Genomic DNA, 19,286 nt, shown 5'->3' on the forward strand with positions numbered 1-19,286 from the left:
ACAGGATTTATAAAGTTCGGCTAAATAATGCCACCGCTTGTTGATACATATTTATCGCAAGGGCTGCATCGTATCGCTCACCTTCATCACGCATAAAGGCATGCTGTGCGTTAACTTCCTGCCACTGGTAATTGATGCCTGTGCTTACGCATTGCTGGTATATTTTAGCGCGGCCTTCTTTTGGCACATGCGGGTCTTGTTTGCCCCATATAAAGTGAATTTCGCCTTGTATATCAGCCATACGCTCGAATGAGTTATTTCCAGGTTGCGCAGGTAATGTATTGCTGTGAATATCAGTTGCGTATAAACAAAAAGCCGCATTAATTTCAGGATTTAGTGCCGCTCTGTAAGCTAAGTGACCGCCAATACATACGCCCATTGCGCCGACGGAGCCTGTGCAATAGCTTTGTAATCTAATGAAGTCGATCATAGTTTGTGTGTCACTGTCGTGGTGCTCAAGTGGCTTTGCCCACTTGTCGGCATTGCCTTTGTCTTTACCTGTATCATCATAAGCAAGCACAGTGCCTATAGGGTTTAACTCATGAAACACTTCAGGCACTAACACTACAAAGCCATGGCTTGCTAAAATAGCTGCGCTGCGTGCGATGGGGGCAGTTTGCTGAAATATTTCAGAATAAAAAATGATAGCAGGGAACTGTCCTTGCGCTTGAGGGCGATATACAGTTGTTCGCATTAAACCTGTCGGTGTTGGCAAGTCAGCATTATGTTGTTGGATTATCATAAAAAGCGCTCAGTAAAATAAAATTATATATGCTGATATGGTAACTGAGCGCGATAAAATATACGACTTTTGTCGTTGAGTATTTATACCAACCTGCATAAATCTTTGATCAATTTAACGAATTAAATTTCACTACAACGTCGTTAAAAATTTTTTATTTAGAACAACTAGATAAAAAAATTTTTGCCTAGTTCTAGCGTAATTTTCTCAACGTTAAATAGACCCCATATATAAGCAGATTGGTATTAAATACTTGCAGGCATTTTATTACAACTAGCGTAGTAACTTACCGTAGCCGGCCAATCTGAAAAAATACCCATTACCCCCACGTCCTTTGCGAGTACGTCGACTACTGTCATCATGTCGCCATCGTTATCTATAACATCAGCAATTGATTGATAGTAATAACCTCCACCTTCATTAAGCGGGCCCGAGCGCTCAAGGCTCCATGCAATAAGCTTTAAACCTGCTGCTTTTGCGTCAATAGCGTATTGCGATGGCACAATATTACTTTCGTTATCTATTGTTAGCATCATCCAAATTGGAGGAGCTAAAATTTTCACCCCATCAGCCACTAACTCATCCATACCCGGTTGCCATGTTTGTGGGTTACTTGGATCAAATCCGGCTTCACTGTCACGTCCATCTAGGTAAACGCTTTTATCTGCAAAGTCAGGGTTATTGTTAATCCAGTATTTTACGTCTTCAAGGTTAAATGATTGCGGATAAACTTTTGAGGCTGGCACACCCATTTGCGTGTACTCGTCTAGCATTTTTTGCGCATATTGTTCTTGCGTCATTCCATCAAATGGCATACTTACTTGTGGCGATTTTAGCTCTGGTGTCATTTTTACACCTAGCTCATTAAACAGTGCAATGCTTTGTTTATGGGTCATCAATGTGCCGTTGGTGGCATATAAATCAGTGCGCCAACTTGGTGTGCCATCCATGTAATCGGCTACGGTCGTTGCATTAGTGTTTGCACCATCCATTTTACCTTCAAGGGTTAAAAACTCCGCTAAGCTTATATCGCTGGTACAACATTTTGCAGAAGCGGCAATACCATTAGCAGGGTTGGCTGGTGTAAATGGCACACTGCATTTAGCTGCAAGTTCAGGAATGGCTAAAATATTAGTTGTGGTATGCAAATCGCATTGAGAGTGGCGACAAACAAGCTCTTTGTCGTTTGTAAATGTAACATCGCATTCAACAATGCCAGCGCCCATTCTCGCTGCCGCAATGTAGGCTTCTTTAGTGTGTTCGGGGTATTGCATTGATGCACCGCGATGACCAATAGAAAAATCGGTGCGGTAAAAAGGACCTTCGCTGCATGACTCTAATTTTGTTTTTAGTGTGCTTTGCGCCATATCGTTAATTAAATAGTCAGGGCGAGTCCCTAGCTGAATATTTACTCCTTCAGCAACCTCTACAACAATGGGCGTAGGTACTTCAACAATTTCCACTTCGGTGTTGGTAACAACCACTTCTTTTTCTACTATTTCTACATCATCGTCGCAGCCTGCAAGTGTGGCTAACAATATACAGCTTGTAAGTAAGGTAATACGTTTCATTGTTTATCCTTAAAAAGTAAAATTTGTACTACCTTAATGATTATTAATGACAATTTTTCTACAAGCTTATTAATTTACTTTTTTATTAAGCATTTGATTGACCAATAATGCACCTAACATTATAGCAGCCCCAATACTTAACCGAACTATATCGGCATCTCTGTTCCAGATCAGCACGTTAATTATAATCCCAGCTGGAATAAGCAAGTTATTCATAACTGCCAAAGCACCTACGTTGACAAGGGTTGCGCCTTTATTCCACATAAAGTAACCAAGTCCTGATGCAACCAACCCTAAATAAATTAGTATGCCCCACTGTGTGAAAGTGGTTGGTAATTTGTTTGAGTTACCAAATAATGCATAGCAAATTGTGGCAATAATAAGTGCGCCTATAAAAAACCATCCAAATACGGCTTTGTCATCAAGCTGATTGTTATTCATTAAGCGTTTGTAGGTAACTTGGCCTACAGCGAAACTTATATTCGCCCCTTGAACGATTAATAAGCCGATTATGAAATCGCTATTTAGGTTTTCGTAACGAATAGTAATTGCACCGATTACAGCAATAAGTGCGACTATAAAAAAGCGTGGGTTAAAGCGTCTGTTCAATACATCATTTAGCAGGGTAATGTACAAAGGAGTCATTACAGTAAATAGCAGCACTTCGGGAACGGTTAAAAATAAAAATGAGTGGTAGTAAAAGCTATACATAACACCAAGTTGTATAGCGCCAATCAGCATAAGCTTTAAGGCTAAAGGTTTAGGCGTTTGTTTGAGCTTTAAAAAAGGTAAAAAAATCAGTGTTGCCAGTGCTATGCGTATTAATACGCTAAACCAAGCGTCAACTTGGCCTGCTAAATACACACCAATTAAACTAAACGAAAACGCCCAAAGCAAAGTGACTGCAAATAAGTACTGCATAACCATCATCTTTTAATAAATATTGAGCTAAGTTTATCTGTTATATGTGAGGGTATAAACAATAAAAGCCCGCAAGCGGGCTTTTATAAAAGTGAGCTTAATAAATTAAGTTATTTACTCAACTAAACCACGGCGCTTAAGTAATGCGTCGGTAGTTGGTTTTTGACCTCTAAACTCAATGTAGCTTTGCATTAAGTCGCGGCTGTTACCTTTAGATAGGATTTCTTTACGGAACTTATCACCATTTTTACGTGTTAAGCCGCCGTTGTTTTCCATGTGTGCAAAGGCATCGGCTGCAAATACTTCAGTCCAAAGGTATGCGTAGTAACCCGCAGAGTAACCACCGGCAAATGTATGGCTAAAGTAGTTTGATTTATAACGCGGTGGTACAGGGTAGTAATCAATACCGTGTGCTTTTAGCGCATCGCTTTCAAACTTTTGAACATCAGTAATTTTTTTATCTGAGCCAAACGAGTGCCATTCCATATCAAGTAAAGCAGCTGCTAAATATTCAGTGGTACCAAAACCTTGGTTGAATTTTTGCGATGCAAGTACTTTATCAAGTAAAGCTTGTGGAATTGGCTCACCTGTTTTGTAGTGTTTGGCGTAGTTAGCAAGTACCGTAGGTTCAATCATCCAATCTTCATTCGCTTGCGACGGAAACTCAACAAAGTCACGCGCTGTAGCAGTACCTGCTAAGCTTGGGTATTTAACGTCAGAGAATAAACCGTGCGCCGCATGACCAAACTCATGGAACATAGTTGACACTTCGTCAAACGTCATTAACGTTGGCTCGCCTGCAGCAGGTTTTGGAATGTTTTGGGCATTGTAAATTACAGGTTTAGTGCCTTTTAAGCCGCTTTGACTTACGTAAGCGCTCATCCATGCACCGCCACGCTTACCTTCACGTGCGTATGGGTCTAGGTAAAATAAACCGATGGCGCTGCCGTCAGCGTTGAATACTTCGTAGGCTGTAACATCTTCATGATAAACCGGTAAGTCTTTACGCTCTTTAAATGTAATACCGTATAGCTTGTTCATTGCAAAGAATAAACCATCGTGAATTACAGAATCCATTTCAAAGTAAGGCTTAACAAGGGCAGGATCTAAGTCGTACTTTTCAGCACGTACTTTTTCTGCGTAAAAAGCCCAATCCCATGGTTTAAGCTCAAAGCTTTCACCTGAATCGTTAATTACTTTTTGAATAGCAGCTGCTTCAATTTTAGCTTTTTCAACTGCTTTTGGTGCTAGGTCATCTAAAATGCCGTACACGTTGTCAGTTGTTTGTGCCATACGCGAAGTCATTACATACGATGCCCAATCTTTAAACCCTAGTAGCTCTGCTTTTTGAGCGCGTAGGTTTGTTTCTTCAATAATAATTGGGCCGTTAGTTTTTGCTGCACGGTTAGCAGAGGCTTTAAATATTTGCTCACGTAGGTCGCGGTTTTCAAGGCTTGATAAAATTGGCTGTTGAGTCGTATTTACTAGCGTGATCATGTAGCCGTCTTTACCTGCTTTTTTAGCGGCGGCCGCAAGACCTGCAATTTCACCTTCAGAAAGGCCAGCAAGTTTAGATTTATCGGTAACTACAATGACATCTTCTTTAAACGATTTTAAAATGTTTTGAGAAAACGCAGTAGAAAGCTCTGCAAGTTGTGAGTTGATTTCACGCATTTTTGCTTTTTCAGCGTCATTTAATTTAGCGCCTGCTTTTACAAATTGCTTATAGTAAAAATCCACAAGGCGTTGATCTTCAGCATTAAGCGAGTCTTTGTTGTCGTAAATAGTTTGTACGCGCTTGAATAATGCACCATTTAAGTAAATGTCGTCAGAGTGAGCAGATAATACCGGCGCCATTTTTTTACTTATACGTTGGTATTCGTCATCAGAAATCAAACCTGAAAGGTTATAAAAAGCAGCTGATACACGATTTAGTAGCTCGCCAGACATTTCCATTTCAACTAATGTATTTTTAAAAGTTGCAAGAGCTGGGTTGTTAGCAATAGCTTGTATTTGCGCAGTATGCTGAGCAATACCAGCATCAAAGCCGGCTTCGTAGTCTTTTGTACCAAACTTATCAAACTCAGGTGCCATGTATTGTAATGGGCTTGGTTTGAATAAAACATTGTTTGCGTTCATGTCTTGCACTTGTGCTGCGCTCTCTTTTGCCATGTCTTGAGGTTCGTTAGAAGAACAAGCCGATAGGATTAGGGCACTAGCAATAGTAGTGGCGATCAGGGTTTTACGCATAATAACTCCATAAAAAGATTAGCCGAAATAGGCTTTGCGAGTCGAAAAACCTAGTTAACTTATCAAATTTGTGGGTTTATACAATAAAGTTTATCGGTATTAAGGGGGATTTGAACGCAAATTAGCTAATAATTAGTATTAAGGTGGGTAAAAGTAGCTCTAAAATCAAACGTTAAAGCTACTTAATTATACGATTGTGTGCTTGAGAGGGGGTTAGTTATAACCTAAAACAAATTTTTTCTCTGAGCCAAAGCTATTAGATTGCTGCCCAAACTCTTTATTAATAGTTGCTAGAGTTTGCTCTTGTTCGGCCAGCAAGCACAAAACTTTATTTCGGTAATCTAGGCTGCTTTCAAACAATTTTAAATCTACCTGCGGCTGCAAAGTAGCGAGTCTTTGATTTAGAGTAAGTTGTGTCATATGTGATCTCCAGTGCTTGTACACTATTTATATAGCACTCGGTGCAATAAAGAGTTAATAAATTGTTTATAAAATTCATATTGAACTTATTAACTTGGCGTTTTAGTTATATTATGACGTGCTAAGCTTAGCGAAAACTGAACCACACTTATTTTTAGTGAACAAATAACAATCAAAAAAGATATTGGGAACACTTATGACCCTCGAACAAATTAATCAATACTTAGCCTTTGTAATATTCACTTATAACGATGTGAATATTACGGTAGCAAAAGTAATTCAAGTGCCACTTATATTGTTTGCTATGTGGTTTGTAGTCACACGTATTGGCAAGCTTATAAAAAAAACATTACTCGCTAAAAAAATAAGCCAAGATGCAGTGCATTTGTTTACTCGTATTTACTTTATTTTAAGTATCGCAATTTTAATTTTTACATCGCTTGAAGTGCTCAGCATCCCGCTTACGGCATTTGCTTTTGTATCCGGTGCGATTGCTATTGGTGTAGGTTTTGGTGCACAAAACATTATTAATAACTTTATCAGCGGTTGGATATTGATGTGGGAACGTCCAATTCGCATTGGTGACTTTTTAGAGGTAGGTAACGCAAAGGGCGTAGTTGAAACTATTAATACGCGTTCTACACGTATTCGCCGAAATGACGGCGTACATATGCTTATACCTAATTCTCAATTGCTCGAAAATACAGTAACAAACTGGACGCTGATTGATGGCAATGCACGCTCATCGGTCAGTGTCGGCGTTGCGTATGGTTCAGACGTTATACTGGTTAAAAAACTTATCCAGCAAGTGCTTGATGATCATGATGCAATATTGGTTAATCCAAAGTCATCAGTGTTATTTGATGACTTTGCAGATAGCTCGCTTGTATTTAATGCTATTTTTTGGGTATGCGCCGAGTCTGAAACCATGCTTAGAAAAGTGCGCAGTGATATTCGTTTTAGTATTTATGCTGTATTTGAAGAGCATGATGTAGTGATTGCGTTTCCACAGCGCGATATTCATATAGATGGTGAAATTGCTTTTAAAAGGTCGTAGTTCTAATAAAAAAAGTCGCTTGCGGGTGACTTTTTTATGAGTAACCACAACGTTTCTATTTTGGGTTAATATGTAAAGCAATCCATTTTTCCTACTTTACTTCGCGATCTTCAATAAAGGACATATGTCCTCATTATTAGGTTTTTGCATCTAAATATTGATAAAAACACGTAATCTTGTAGTTAAATGTTGCAAAAAAGTTTCCATTTATGTTCATATTTATGCAGTAAAATTATTACACAATGGTATAATCTTAATCGTTCGTTCAGCCTTGTTACTCCGTTTTGTACTCTCGGTGATGAGGTCCGCGCGCCATATAGCAAGTCGCGAAAAATTGTACGAGCCCGCAATGAATACATTGCGCAACACAAAAAACCGTTGAACAAGAGTGCATACTAAAGGTTAATACCCGACATGAAATCATTAAAGAAATCTGCAATAGCGACAATTATTAACGCTGCACTACTATCTGCTGCTGGCACATCTATTTCAGCATTCGCCGCTGAAGAAGAAACGGCTAAAAAAAGCAATCAACTAGAAGTTATTCAAGTTACCGCCCGTAAACGCGTAGAAAATGCACAAGAAGTACCTGTAGCAGTATCTGCATTACAAGGTGATAACCTTGATGCATATAGCTCTGCAGGTATGGATATTCGCTTTTTAAATGCGAAAATTCCAAGTTTATCTATTGAGTCTTCATTTGGTCGTTCATTCCCACGCTTTTACGTTCGTGGTTTAGGTAATACCGATTTCGATTTGAATGCATCACAACCAGTATCACTTGTTGTTGATGAAGTAGTTCAAGAAAATGCAATTTTAAAAGGTTTCCCAGTATTTGATGTTGAACGCGTAGAAGTATTACGTGGTCCTCAAGGAACGCTATTTGGCCGTAACACGCCAGCTGGCCTTGTTAAGTTTGATACTGTTAAACCAAGCCAAGAATTTGATGGATATGGCTCTGTTTCATACGGTAGCCGTGGTGCTGTAGATACAAGTGGTGCTGTAGGTGGTGCTTTAACTGACCGTTTATCTGCTCGTGTTTCATTATTATGGCAAGACAAAGACGATTACATTGATAACCAAGCTCCAGGCTTTGAAGCTAAAGATGAGCAAGGTGGTTACACTGAAAAAGCGGCACGCGTTCAGTTTTTATATGAAGGCGATGATTTTACTGCTTTATTAAACTATCACACACGTGACTTAGATGGCTCACCAATTGCCTTTCGTGCAAATGTAATTAAAGCGGGTACTAATGAGCTAGTAGATAACTACGAAAATGATGTTGTTTATCAAGATGCGGCATCTCGCTCTACTCAACAAGTAGAATCGGAAGGTGCAAGCTTAAAGCTTGAGTGGGAACTTGAAAACCACACAATCACTTCTATTTCTGCATGGGAAAGTGCTGAAATTTATTCTCGCGCTGACGTCGACGGCGGTTATGGTTGTGGTTTTTGTGGACAAGATAATGGTCCAGGTTTTGTCCCATTTGAGGCTGAAAGTGCCGATGGTATTCCAGATCACGACCAGTTAACGCAAGAACTACGTTTATCTAGTAACTTTGATGGTGATTTAAATTATCAAGTAGGTGTATTTTACTTTGATGAAGAGCTGACAATTGAAAACTTTAATTACAACACCGCTGATAATGGTGTATTAAACGGTTATGTTGAGCAGCAACAAGATACAACAGCATGGGCAGTATTTGGCTCTGTAGATTATGTCGTATCTGATGATTTAAAAGTAACAGCGGGACTTCGTTATTCAGATGATGACAAAGATTTTGTAGCTGATCGTACACTTAGCCCAATTGGCGCTGGTCCAAAAACTATTCCTGAAAACGTAAGCGATAGCCATGTAAGTTGGGATTTCTCTGCAAACTACAAAGTAAACGATGAAGTTAACTGGTACGGACGTGTAGCAAACACATTCCGTGCACCAAGCTTACAAGGGCGTATTTTGTTCAGTGAAAAAGTAACAACAGCTGAATCAGAAACAGTAACATCGTACGAAACGGGTATTAAATCAGACGTGTTAGACGGACAAGGTCGCGTTAATGCAACTGTGTTCTACTACACAATGAGCGATCAACAATTGACTGCTGTAGGTGGTGACACTAATTCTAGTAGCTTAATCAATGCAGACAAAACAACGGGCTACGGCTTCGAGCTAGACACACAGTGGGTACTAAGTGATGAGTTTAATGCAACATTTAACTTAAGCTACAATAAAACCGAAATAAAAGATGACAGTATATCAATACCAGTACCTGACCGTGACACATTAAACGTGACTGATCCAATTAATAATTCAGGCTTTGCTGTACTTGATGGTAATAGCTTACCGCATGCTCCTGAGTGGATCTCTAATTTTACGCTTCGCTACACTAAAGAACTTGCCGATGGTAACTTCTTCGCAAGCGGTGATATTTCTTATCGTAGTAAAATCAATATGTTCCTTTACGAATCAGTAGAGTTTGAAGGTAAAGAGCTTATTGAAACAGGTCTTCGTACAGGTTACACATGGTCTGAAGGCGATTACGAATACGAAGTTGCTGCGTTTGTTCGTAACTTATTTGACGAGCAACAAGTTATTGGCGCTGTAGATTTCAATAACAATACAGGTATTGTTAACGAAGAGCGTTATGTTGGTGCTGAATTTAAAGTTAACTTCTTCTAGAGATAACCTTAAATTATATTAATTTTTAAAAGCCTGCCTTGTGCAGGCTTTTATGTTTTTATAAAGCTGGTAAAGTAGCGTTAATTAATTTAAAGAGATAAAAAGATGGCTGGATTTTGGAATTACCGTGTAATTTTTTGTGAAGCAACGAAAGACGAAGCAGCGCAATATCAAATACATGAAGTAGAATATAACCTAAATGGTAAAGTAACTAACTGGTCAGAAACTGGCGCAGCCCCTTTTGGAACAACCTTAGATGAGTTGAAAGATGACTCTGAGCGTTTAAAAACTGCATTTGATAAACCAGTACTTAAAGTTGTACGTAAAACGCGTGGCTACGAGCTTGTTGATGTTGAAACGGGTGAGGAAGCAACGGGTGAGCCGCCAGCAGGCTTAACGCAATAACTGTATTTATATAAAAGGTGCTTAAGGCGCCTTTTTTATTGTCAAAATTTAGCACAAGTTAAATAAGGAATGAGGATGACTTTAAAAGCAATATTATTTGATATGGATGGCACATTAGTTGATTCAGAAAGCATGCACTTTGTATGCTGGAGTAAATTACTTAAACCCTACGGTGTTAGTTATTTAGAAAATGATTTTTGTCAGCGCTTTTCGGGACGGCCCACTTTAGAAGCCGCAATTGAAATTAAGCAAGAGCATAACTTATCGGTAAGTGCACAGTTTTTAGCAGATGAAAAATACCGTTTATTTGGTGAATATGTAGTAACACATTTACCGCCACTGATGCCATTTACAGAGCAAACATTGAAAGCTGTAAAAGCGAGTGGCTTAAAAATGGCGCTAGTAACAGGCAGTGCTAAAAGTGAAGCTATGCCAATACTGAAAGGCTTAGGGTTTTATGAGCTGTTTGATACGGTGGTTACAAAAGATGATGTAACTAATCCTAAACCTGCAGGGGATCCGTATTTACTGGCACTTGAGCAGATAAATATACAACCTGGCAATGCAATTGCTGTTGAGGATACTTACACAGGGGTAACAGCTGCTAATAATGCTTTGTTACGTGTTGTAGCCATTGCCAATAGCCATACTAAAGATCACGACTTTAGCCAAGCTACCTATCAAATGAGCAACTTAGATGAGTTTTGGCAATGGGCGCAATCTCAACTATAGTTTAAGCCAACTTTTACGTGCTTGGATGCGCCAATGTTTACTATTAAACACCTGCTTTTAATTGTTATTGTACTTTTTACGCAATGCATAAGTGCAGCACAACCGTCTGTTTTACTGGCTAAAGTATATGACGAAACGAAGCATTATGATGTAAGTAAATATTTAGTCAGTGAAAAATATGATGGCGTAAGAGCTATCTGGACCGGCACGCAGTTTGTCACTCGTAAGGGTAATATTATCAATGCGCCAAGTTGGTTTACAGCGCCATTGCCAAATGTATGGCTTGATGGTGAGCTGTGGACTAAACGTGAGCACTTTTCTGCGCTTAGTGGCATAGTCAGAACTAAAAAACCTAATAATCATGATTGGCAAACTATTACTTATAAAGTATTTGATATGCCAGATAAAAATCTGCCTTTTAGCACTCGCTATAAAAACTATAATGAGCTTATTACTAGCCTAAACTCGCCGCACATTAGTGCTGTAGTTCAATATAGCTTTACAAATAATGAGCAACTTACAGAGTATTTTGAGAACATAACTAAGCAGGGCGGCGAGGGCGTAATGCTTCATTTGGCCAGCGCGAAGCACAGCAATGGAAGAAGTAATGCATTACTAAAATTAAAACCTTATTTAGATGCAGAAGCGGTTGTAATTGCGCACTTACCAGGCAAAGGTAAATATCAAGGTATGTTAGGGGCATTAAGGGTAAAAACAGCGCAGGGGCAGGTATTTTCTATTGGTACTGGGTTTAATGATGCACAGCGCTCCATACCACCGGAGATTGGTAGTACTGTAACGTACCGATTTCATGGCTTAACAAAAAATGGGTTACCGCGTTTTGCCAGTTTTTTACGGGTCAGAGATAGTTTATAACATTTATAAATTTTACAAAGTGTGCTAAATTGCGCGGCCTTTTTGGTAATGTGTGGTGAAGTATGTTTGTAGGTTTTGATTACGGTAGTTCTAATTGTGCTATGGGTGTAATGAGCGAGGGTAATGTTCAATTAGTACCGCTAGAGCAAGGAAAACATTACTTACCGTCTACACTTTACACTCATCACAGCGCGTTGGTTGTTGATTTTGTTGCTAAGCATTTACATGGCACAGCCCATGAGCATGACTTTTTAACGCAGCGCCAAGCATTATTAAATACCTTACCTCGTATTAAGTCAGACCTTGATTTACAACCTTCAGATGAAACCCTATTTATTGGTCGTGAAGCGATTAGCGAGTACGTGCAGTTTCCTGAAGAAGGCTATTTTGTTAAGTCTCCTAAATCATTTTTTGGTGCAACAGGTTTAAAGCAAGGTCAAATTAACTTTTTTGAAGATATCGCAACCGCGATGATCTTAAAAATTAAGCAACGTGCTGAGCTCTCTTTAGGTAAAACACTTACACAAACAGTGATTGGTCGCCCAGTAAACTTTCAAGCTGTGGGTGGTGAGCAATCAAATCAACAAGCGGTCGGTATTTTAGAGCGTGCTGCTAAACGTGCTGGTTTTAAAGACGTAGAGTTTTTATATGAGCCACTTGCTGCGGGTATCGACTACGAGAGTGATTTAACTCAGGATCAAAAAGTACTCGTTATTGATATTGGTGGTGGTACAAGTGACTGCTCATTTGTACAAATGGGCCCAAGCTTTAGAGGAAATAGCCAGCGCGATAGCGATTTTTTATCTCACAGTGGTAAACGTGTTGGCGGAAACGATTTAGATATTGCTTTGAGCTTTCATGGTTTAATGCCGTTATTGGGTTTAGGTAGTACGTTTAAATCGGGTTTGCCTTTGCCTAATCAAGCGTTTTGGCAAGCGTGTAAAATTAACGATGTAAACTTACAAAGCCAATTTTATAGTGAAAGCCATACCCGAGAGCTAAACGCACAATTACGTGATGTAAGTGCACCTGAGCTTTATAAACGTTTAATACATTTACAGCAAAACAAGCAAGGCCATCAGTTAGTGCAACAAGGTGAAGCGGCTAAAATAGCACTTTCGTCTGCTAGTGTGTTTGATTGTGATTTAAGCTTTTTAGATAGTGGGCTGAATAAAAATGTATCTGTAAGAGATTTAGCTGTTGCCGTTGAGAGTAGTATTAGCCAAATAGTTACTTTAGCAAAACAAGCAATCAGCGACGCTGCGACCACGCCAGACATTATTTACTTAACAGGCGGTAGTGCACAGTCACCATTGATTAAAGCGGCTTTAAGTGAGCACTTAGGCGATATAAAGATGGTTAACGGGGATCACTTTGGTAGTGTAACCGCTGGCCTGACTAAATGGGCCAGCATGCTTTATAAATAACCTAGATTACAATTGAGGTTTAAAGATCTATTTGTCGGGTTGCGAGGTATTTTTCGTAATCTGGCAATGTGCGTTCAAGCTCTACGTCCATAAGCGGTGAGCTTAATAACATATCTGCACTCACTTCATTACACGCCACCGGAATATTCCAAACAGCTGCTAAACGCAGCAGCGCTTTAACATCAGGGTCATGAGGCTGTGATGCTAATGGGTCCCAAAAAAATATTAAAACATGTATCTCATGTTCTGCTATTTTAGCGCCAAGTTGTTGATCGCCGCCCATAGGACCACTTAAAAGCTGAACTACATCAAGCCCCGTAGTTTTTTGAATTAAATGCCCCGTAGTACCTGTGCCATATAAAGTGTGCTTACTTAGTATTTCTTTGTGCTTTTCACACCATAATTTTAGTGCTGCTTTTTTACCATCGTGTGCCACTAAAGCAATATTTTTTTGTGCGGGAAGAGATTGTGTTTTTTGTTCCATGCTAATTCTTTTTATTGATGAACCTAAACTCGGAAGAATAAATCTCTTAACCAAAGTGCAGGTTAGTTAAAATAATAGATTGATAGCAAGGGCAATAAATACAATGCCAGTGATCCTATCAATCCAAAGTTGGCTATTTGGGTTACGTCTAAAAAACTGTGCAATTTTGTCGCCAAAATAAATATACGTGCAGTCAATCGGAAAAGCAAAAAGAGGGTAAAGTAAGCCAAAAAATGCGAGCTGAAAAGTAGCCGATGAAAGCGTTGGATCTACAAATTGTGGAATAAATGCAATAAAGAATAATGCTACTTTAGGGTTTAATACTTCAGTCATCATGGCCTGAAACATGACATTACTTTTTTTACTGGTACTTATATGCGGTTTATCGGTTTGCTTGTCATCAGATGTCGGCTCTGGCTGCTTTAGCGTGCCTTTAATCATCATAAACCCTAAATAGCATAAGTATGCAGCGCCTGCATATTGCACTGCGGCATAGGCACTAGGGGAAGCTTTCAGTACTGCGCTTAGGCCTACAACAGCAAATAGCGTATGAACAACCCCACCTAATGCAAAACCAAAAGCACTTTGCATACCAGCACTTCGACCATTAGCAAATGTTTGCGCCATCAAAAATGCATTTGATGGCCCAGGCGCTACTGCCATTAAAAAACTGGCTAATAAAAATGAGACTAGAAAGTCAGGATTGATCATTGAGTACTTTTAGCCGGGTGTAAAGTATGTGCTTTTTTGCTCATTAAAATAAGCCAAAGCGGAACTAGCAATAATAAGTGAAAAGCAATCAACCACGGTGTGCTTAGCCCTAAATATTGGGTTAAAACAACAAGTATACTCGCGCCACTCATTTGCATAGCACCGAGTAATGCAGAGGCTGTGCCTGCTTGTTTAGGAAAGCTAGACAGAGACATTCCTGCAGCAGAGCCTAAACTTAAAGCAAACCCTAATGCAGCAATCAAGATAGGTAGCATAAGCGCAAATGCTGTTTCTATACCGCTAAGGGCTAGCATTAAAATGCCTGAGAAAACCAGTACACTCACACCGACACGCAAAGCACGTTGGCTATTTCGTTTAATGTAGGTAGGTAAAATAAAACTTGCGACAATACTTATTACGGCATTTAACGTAAACCAAAAAGTAAAGTCGGCTACGGTGCCGCCTAAATGTGTAATAAGCCAGCCTGGTGCGAGCGTTACATACACTAATATGGCTGACATTGAGACCATACAAATTAGGCTATTAAACAAAAATACCGGTGTTTTAATAATCGGTGTAAAGCGACGTAAATCTAAAATATGCCCCTGATAATGACTATCAGCAGGACGAGTTTCTCTAAAAAAGAATAGGGTAACAATAAGGCCCAAAATAGCAAACGCGGTTAAAAACATAAAGTTCATACGCCAGCCAAACTGTACGGTAAGCCAAGCCCCTAAAATAGGTGCCATTGCCGGAATAAAGCACACAATCCCGTTAAGGTAGGTAATCATTTGTCCGCTTCGTTCACTGCCATATTTATCACGCACTATCGCAAATGCGACAACAAATGTGGCACACGCTCCAAATCCCTGAAAAGCACGTGCTATTAGTAATATCTCAAAAGAAGGCGAGTAGTATGCGAGTAATGCAGAGCTTGCATATAAACTAATGCCCACTATAGCCACTGGCTTTCGGCCAAATTTATCAGCTAAAGGACCTGCAATTAATTGGCCTAAACCCACTGTTAGCATAAAAATAGCAACGGTTTGCTGTACTTGTTGTTCAGTAACTGCAAATTGTTCTGCAATAGTTGGAAAAGCAGGTAGGTATATATCGATTGCCATAGGGCAAAATATAACGAGTAACGCTAAGATAAGTAACAAAGTCATATTAGGTTTAGCGGGCTGTGTTTGCATTGAGTCTCCTTTTGTCGAGTATTTTAGGTGGGCACTCATAAAAAAGAAAGGGCTTATGACCCCTGCATAGGTCGTCATTCTTACTTTTTGATTGGATTAAGCGAAAAAGCCAGCATAAATGCACTTTTTAAAACTGGTCTGATGTGTTAATTTTAAAAAAGTAACTGTTGATGGAAAATAATAATGAGTAATAAATCTGCACTTGTACAAACATGGCATAAATTTAAGCGCCTACCTTTTGGGAATTGGCTTTTTACTAAAGCTGTTTGCTTTAAAGCGCCATATTTTGGTTCGATGAAACCTTACGTACTCGATTTGAGAGAGGGCCATTGTAGTGCGGTGGTTAAAAATCGTCGCAGCGTTCATAATCATATTGGAACTATTCATGCTATTGCGCAGTGTAATTTAGCTGAATTGTGTGCAGGTGTAATGGTTGATGCAACAGTGCCAGTTAAAACGCATCGTTGGATCCCAAAAGGGATGACAGTTAGGTATTTGGCTAAAGTAGATACAGATGTACGAGCAGTCGCTGAAATTGATTTACCACACAAGTGGATTGATAAAGAAGACTTAGTAGTACCGGTTAAACTGTATAATACCCGCAATGAGCTTGTTTTCACTGCAGATATTACTATGTACATTACTGAGAAAAATTAATTTACGTAAAGCTGATTTGACTTAGCTTTTATCAGCGGCTTGTTTATTTACAAATGATAAGTCGCTGCCATCTTCTTTTAATAATGCTTTAACTTCTTTTGCGGGTTTTAGTTCTTTCGAAATTAGTTCCGGCTCTTCTTTTTCAAAGCGTTGCTTTAAACTGCCTTCAATTACTGCGCCTGCATCAATACTCAATGTATCGTGAAATACATCGCCATGAACATGAGCGCCACTTTGTACTTTTACTTCACTGGCATTAATTGACCCAATAACTTTACCTTTAACAATAACGCTTTTAGCTTCAACAATACCTTCAACAACTCCCGCTGAGCCAATAACTAAATGCTCCACTTTTATGTCACCATCAATACGGCCATCAAGCTGTACTTCACCTTGGCTAACTAAAGTGCCTGTAAGGCGTACGTCTTCAGAAATAATAGACGGTGTGTGATTCACTCTTTTTAAATTAGAGCTAACTGTTTTTTGTTTTTTTCTACCAAACACGAGAAAGCGCCTTTGTTATTTTTAGAGGATTGACTTGTTTACCATTAAGTAATACTTCGTAGTGTAAATGCGTGCCTGTGCTTCGGCCGGTGCTGCCCATTAGGCCGATCACATCATGTTTAGTGATTGATTGACCTTTCTTTACTTTAATTTTATTTAAGTGTCCAAATCGAGTCACTAAGCCATTTTTATGTTCAAGCTCAATAAAGTTACCATAACCACCATTACGACCGGCACGAAGAACTACAGCGTCTGCTGGGGCGAATATTTCGGTTTTATGCCAACCGGCTAAATCAATTCCTTTATGAAAGGCGTGATTACTATTCATAGGATCTTTTCTAAGGCCAAAATTACTCGAAATATAGTATTTAGCTTTAGCTAAAGGCAGGGTGTTTGGTAGCTCAGTTAAAAAGTTTTCTAAATTATTTAATATTAATAACTTATCAACGATGACTAAAAAGTGGCTCGGAATTTTTGTTTCGTTAAATATATCAAGTGGCCCACCTTGTGCAGTTGTCTGGGTGCTTAATATTAGGTGTTGCTCAAGCGCAGACTCAATTCCTGCGCCTTTGACCATAGCTAAAATAGCTTGGTGACGTTCACTAATTTGGTTATCTAAATAGGTAAAGCTTTGCTCATAATGATTATTTAAGTTGGCCACTCTTGTTGCGAATGTAATTGGAGCGATTAACTGTGCTTGTTTACCTTTTTGATTTTCATCGACTAATGGTTCATGAAATTCATTGCCATTTTCATTAATAGGTACATCAAGTTCTGTATCAAGCTTAATAACATCTTTGCTAATTGAAGCAGGAAGGGATTCTATCATACTTTGCAGTAGCGCCTGCTTTTGCTCAAGTATTGCAAGTTGCTCTAACTGCGTTGCTTGAAGGGCTTGTTGCTCACTGACTTTTTGTTGCCACAGCGTTTGCTCGGTTATTTGATTTTGTTTTATGTCAGAGATTTTATTTGTTTGTGTATAAACACGAAAGCTTGAAATACTCAGCCAAGTAAAAGTGACTAAAATAAGCAACGCTACAAGAAGTTGAAACCAAGAGGCTAAAACAACATGCTTAACTTCGCCATTTTGACGAATAAGTAGCTGACGAGCAGGGAAAAATTTATGATAAAAAGACTTTATAAATACTGACATGGCATATAAACACTGGCTATTAACCGAATTAAGATAGCAATTTGAGTTAAAAAAGCTAGAAAAAAATTGTAACTGTTCAAAAATTAATAAAAAAGGGCTGCTTTTAGTAAGCAGCCCTTTTAATAAATTTTTTAATATGCGTATTATTTTGCCGGCAGTACAGTACTCTCTACAGAGCCAAAACCTATACGTGCATAGCCTTCTTTTTCACACCAGCCACGCATAATAACGTTATCGCCATCTTCTAAAAAGCTGCGTTGTTCGCCGTTGCTTAGCGTAATTTTTTCTTTACCGCCACGAGAAAGCTCAAGTAATGAACCTGCTTCTTCGTGTGTTGGACCAGACTGAGTGCCCGAACCTAGCATGTCACCTGGCATAAAGTTACAGCCATTTACTGTGTGATGAGTAACCATTTGTGCCACAGTCCAGTAAGAGTGCTTAAAGCTAGATGTTGATACGCGCGTTGGGTTATGGCCTTCGCTACGCATTTTTTGTGTTTGAATTTTAACATCCATTTGAATATCAAAAGCACCTTGGTCGCGATTCGCTTTTGATTCTAAATAGTCCATAGGCTGTGGATCGTTTTCATCACGTGTCCAGCTTGTTCTGTAAGGCGCTAATGCTTCGGTTGTTACAATCCAAGGCGATACAGTTGAGGCAAAGTTTTTAGCTAAAAATGGACCAAGCGGTTGATATTCCCACGCTTGCAAGTCACGTGCTGACCAATCATTAAATACACAAAAGCCAAATACATGGTTTTCAGCATTTTCGATAGCGATTGCATCGCCCAGTGCATTGCCTTTACCTAAGTAAATACCCAGCTCTAGTTCGTAATCAAGGCGTTTACAAGGACCGAATGATGGCACTTCTGCGTCTGGCGCTTTAGTTTGGCCTTTAGGGCGATGAAATGTTTGACCCGATACGTCAATAGATGAAGAGCGACCATGATAACCAATAGGTACCCATTTATAGTTAGGTAGTAGTGGGTTATCAGGGCGAAATAAACTACCCACAGCTGTAGCGTGATAAATAGAAGTGTAAAAGTCAGTGTAATCACCGATGCGACAAGGCAAAGAAAACTCTATATCAGACTGTGCAACCAATGTATCGCTAAGCGCTTGTTGGTGCTCAGAGCCTGCTCTTAGTGCTTTTGAAAGCGCTAAACGAAGTGCTGACCAATACTGCCCCCCTAAACCCATAAATGTATTTAGAGTTGCTTCACTTGCTGCATCAGCGGCTGTTTTAGCATCACCTGTTAAAACATTTAATTTACTCAGTTTTGCTAAATCGATTACTTGGTCACCAATTGCAACACCACCACGAAAGGCCTCATCAGACCCTTTACGGCGAAACTCTGCAAACGGTAAGTTTTGAATAGGGAAGTCGCAATTATCAACATTAGCTGACTCTACCCAGCTGGTTAAATTAATATCGTGGGTTTCGTTAATTAGGCTCATTACATTTCCTTTGGATTTTACTGTATGGCGACAAGGTATAGTTTATT

Annotated in this window: 18 protein-coding genes; 7 read left to right on the forward strand and 11 right to left on the reverse strand. The window is 39.3% G+C overall.

Features of this window, described 5'->3' with window-relative positions; translation table 11 throughout:
* Positions 1 to 7 precede the first annotated feature (7 nt).
* From H5161_RS07810 to H5161_RS07830, 5 genes are all read right to left on the reverse strand, one after another.
* Entirely contained in the window at positions 8 to 742 is a 735-nt protein-coding gene (locus H5161_RS07810; RefSeq protein ID WP_024597042.1) for a dienelactone hydrolase family protein, read from the reverse strand.
* Between the two features lie 245 nt (positions 743 to 987).
* The gene (locus tag H5161_RS07815) at positions 988 to 2,313 is read right to left on the reverse strand and encodes a glycerophosphodiester phosphodiesterase family protein (RefSeq protein WP_182769045.1); all 1,326 of its coding nucleotides are present in this window, start codon (positions 2,311 to 2,313) and stop codon (positions 988 to 990) included.
* Between the two features lie 69 nt (positions 2,314 to 2,382).
* Positions 2,383 to 3,234, reverse strand: a complete 852-nt coding sequence (locus H5161_RS07820) for a carboxylate/amino acid/amine transporter (protein ID WP_024597044.1) — start codon at positions 3,232 to 3,234, stop codon at positions 2,383 to 2,385.
* A 114-nt stretch (positions 3,235 to 3,348) separates the two neighbouring features.
* Positions 3,349 to 5,484, reverse strand: coding sequence for a M3 family metallopeptidase (locus H5161_RS07825; RefSeq protein ID WP_182769046.1), 2,136 nt, complete (start codon positions 5,482 to 5,484; stop codon positions 3,349 to 3,351).
* Positions 5,485 to 5,697: 213 nt separating this feature from the next.
* Entirely contained in the window at positions 5,698 to 5,904 is a 207-nt protein-coding gene (locus tag H5161_RS07830; RefSeq protein ID WP_002958182.1) for a hypothetical protein, read from the reverse strand.
* Positions 5,905 to 6,100: 196 nt separating this feature from the next.
* Here H5161_RS07830 and H5161_RS07835 point away from each other — a divergent pair, with 196 nt between their 5' ends.
* From H5161_RS07835 to yegD, 6 genes are all read left to right on the forward strand, one after another.
* Positions 6,101 to 6,961 (forward strand): mechanosensitive ion channel family protein, encoded by an 861-nt coding sequence (locus H5161_RS07835; protein ID WP_002958183.1) that lies wholly within the window; start codon positions 6,101 to 6,103, stop codon positions 6,959 to 6,961.
* A 414-nt stretch (positions 6,962 to 7,375) separates the two neighbouring features.
* Complete coding sequence (locus tag H5161_RS07840) at positions 7,376 to 9,637, forward strand: TonB-dependent receptor (protein ID WP_182769047.1); 2,262 nt, start codon at positions 7,376 to 7,378, stop codon at positions 9,635 to 9,637.
* A gap of 105 nt (positions 9,638 to 9,742) precedes the next feature.
* Positions 9,743 to 10,042 carry a hypothetical protein gene (locus H5161_RS07845; protein ID WP_002958185.1) on the forward strand — a complete coding sequence of 100 codons (300 nt, stop codon included), beginning with the start codon at positions 9,743 to 9,745 and terminating at the stop codon, positions 10,040 to 10,042.
* A gap of 75 nt (positions 10,043 to 10,117) precedes the next feature.
* Positions 10,118 to 10,774, forward strand: coding sequence for an HAD family phosphatase (locus H5161_RS07850; protein ID WP_024595667.1), 657 nt, complete (start codon positions 10,118 to 10,120; stop codon positions 10,772 to 10,774).
* Between the two features lie 33 nt (positions 10,775 to 10,807).
* Positions 10,808 to 11,650: a DNA ligase gene (locus tag H5161_RS07855; protein ID WP_182712573.1), complete on the forward strand. Its 843-nt coding sequence runs from the start codon at positions 10,808 to 10,810 to the stop codon at positions 11,648 to 11,650.
* Between the two features lie 62 nt (positions 11,651 to 11,712).
* Entirely contained in the window at positions 11,713 to 13,077 is a 1,365-nt protein-coding gene (gene yegD / locus H5161_RS07860; protein WP_024595669.1) for a molecular chaperone, read from the forward strand.
* 19 nt (positions 13,078 to 13,096) lie between these two features.
* On the opposite strand, the gene H5161_RS07865 is transcribed toward yegD, so the two are convergent.
* The 3 genes from H5161_RS07865 to H5161_RS07875 form a co-directional block, all read right to left on the reverse strand.
* Positions 13,097 to 13,561 carry a methylglyoxal synthase gene (locus tag H5161_RS07865; protein WP_002958191.1) on the reverse strand — a complete coding sequence of 155 codons (465 nt, stop codon included), beginning with the start codon at positions 13,559 to 13,561 and terminating at the stop codon, positions 13,097 to 13,099.
* Between the two features lie 66 nt (positions 13,562 to 13,627).
* Positions 13,628 to 14,272 (reverse strand): LysE family translocator, encoded by a 645-nt coding sequence (locus tag H5161_RS07870; RefSeq protein WP_024595670.1) that lies wholly within the window; start codon positions 14,270 to 14,272, stop codon positions 13,628 to 13,630.
* A complete protein-coding gene (locus tag H5161_RS07875; RefSeq protein ID WP_182693549.1) occupies positions 14,269 to 15,468 on the reverse strand; it encodes a multidrug effflux MFS transporter in 1,200 nt (399 codons plus the stop codon). The genes H5161_RS07870 and H5161_RS07875 overlap by 4 nt, the downstream gene beginning before the upstream one ends.
* A gap of 183 nt (positions 15,469 to 15,651) precedes the next feature.
* Between H5161_RS07875 and H5161_RS07880 the strand changes: the two genes are divergently transcribed.
* On the forward strand, positions 15,652 to 16,125 hold the full coding sequence (locus tag H5161_RS07880; protein ID WP_024595671.1) for a hotdog fold domain-containing protein: 474 nt from the start codon (positions 15,652 to 15,654) through the stop codon (positions 16,123 to 16,125).
* A gap of 21 nt (positions 16,126 to 16,146) precedes the next feature.
* Here H5161_RS07880 and H5161_RS07885 read toward each other — a convergent pair whose 3' ends face one another.
* The 3 genes from H5161_RS07885 to fahA all read right to left on the reverse strand — a co-directional run bounded on the left by H5161_RS07885 (position 16,147) and on the right by fahA (position 19,239).
* Entirely contained in the window at positions 16,147 to 16,629 is a 483-nt protein-coding gene (locus H5161_RS07885) for a polymer-forming cytoskeletal protein (protein WP_002958196.1), read from the reverse strand.
* Positions 16,619 to 17,782, reverse strand: coding sequence for a M23 family metallopeptidase (locus H5161_RS07890; RefSeq protein ID WP_182769048.1), 1,164 nt, complete (start codon positions 17,780 to 17,782; stop codon positions 16,619 to 16,621). Before H5161_RS07890 ends, H5161_RS07885 begins: the two co-directional genes overlap by 11 nt.
* 143 nt (positions 17,783 to 17,925) lie before the next feature.
* Complete coding sequence (gene fahA / locus H5161_RS07895) at positions 17,926 to 19,239, reverse strand: fumarylacetoacetase (protein ID WP_182769049.1); 1,314 nt, start codon at positions 19,237 to 19,239, stop codon at positions 17,926 to 17,928.
* Positions 19,240 to 19,286: the final 47 nt, after the last annotated feature.

Source organism: Pseudoalteromonas sp. SG43-5, from assembly GCF_014164345.1.
Lineage (GTDB): Bacteria > Pseudomonadota > Gammaproteobacteria > Enterobacterales > Alteromonadaceae > Pseudoalteromonas > Pseudoalteromonas distincta.

Coding starts and splice junctions, on each gene's coding strand:
- H5161_RS07810 (WP_024597042.1), bottom strand. CDS start 742: ATGATAATCCAACAACATAATGCTGACTTGCCAACACCGACAGGTTTA.
- H5161_RS07815 (WP_182769045.1), bottom strand. CDS start 2,313: ATGAAACGTATTACCTTACTTACAAGCTGTATATTGTTAGCCACACTT.
- H5161_RS07820 (WP_024597044.1), bottom strand. CDS start 3,234: ATGCAGTACTTATTTGCAGTCACTTTGCTTTGGGCGTTTTCGTTTAGT.
- H5161_RS07825 (WP_182769046.1), bottom strand. CDS start 5,484: ATGCGTAAAACCCTGATCGCCACTACTATTGCTAGTGCCCTAATCCTA.
- H5161_RS07830 (WP_002958182.1), bottom strand. CDS start 5,904: ATGACACAACTTACTCTAAATCAAAGACTCGCTACTTTGCAGCCGCAG.
- H5161_RS07835 (WP_002958183.1), top strand. CDS start 6,101: ATGACCCTCGAACAAATTAATCAATACTTAGCCTTTGTAATATTCACT.
- H5161_RS07840 (WP_182769047.1), top strand. CDS start 7,376: ATGAAATCATTAAAGAAATCTGCAATAGCGACAATTATTAACGCTGCA.
- H5161_RS07845 (WP_002958185.1), top strand. CDS start 9,743: ATGGCTGGATTTTGGAATTACCGTGTAATTTTTTGTGAAGCAACGAAA.
- H5161_RS07850 (WP_024595667.1), top strand. CDS start 10,118: ATGACTTTAAAAGCAATATTATTTGATATGGATGGCACATTAGTTGAT.
- H5161_RS07855 (WP_182712573.1), top strand. CDS start 10,808: ATGTTTACTATTAAACACCTGCTTTTAATTGTTATTGTACTTTTTACG.
- yegD (WP_024595669.1), top strand. CDS start 11,713: ATGTTTGTAGGTTTTGATTACGGTAGTTCTAATTGTGCTATGGGTGTA.
- H5161_RS07865 (WP_002958191.1), bottom strand. CDS start 13,561: ATGGAACAAAAAACACAATCTCTTCCCGCACAAAAAAATATTGCTTTA.
- H5161_RS07870 (WP_024595670.1), bottom strand. CDS start 14,272: ATGATCAATCCTGACTTTCTAGTCTCATTTTTATTAGCCAGTTTTTTA.
- H5161_RS07875 (WP_182693549.1), bottom strand. CDS start 15,468: ATGCAAACACAGCCCGCTAAACCTAATATGACTTTGTTACTTATCTTA.
- H5161_RS07880 (WP_024595671.1), top strand. CDS start 15,652: ATGAGTAATAAATCTGCACTTGTACAAACATGGCATAAATTTAAGCGC.
- H5161_RS07890 (WP_182769048.1), bottom strand. CDS start 17,782: ATGTCAGTATTTATAAAGTCTTTTTATCATAAATTTTTCCCTGCTCGT.
- fahA (WP_182769049.1), bottom strand. CDS start 19,239: ATGAGCCTAATTAACGAAACCCACGATATTAATTTAACCAGCTGGGTA.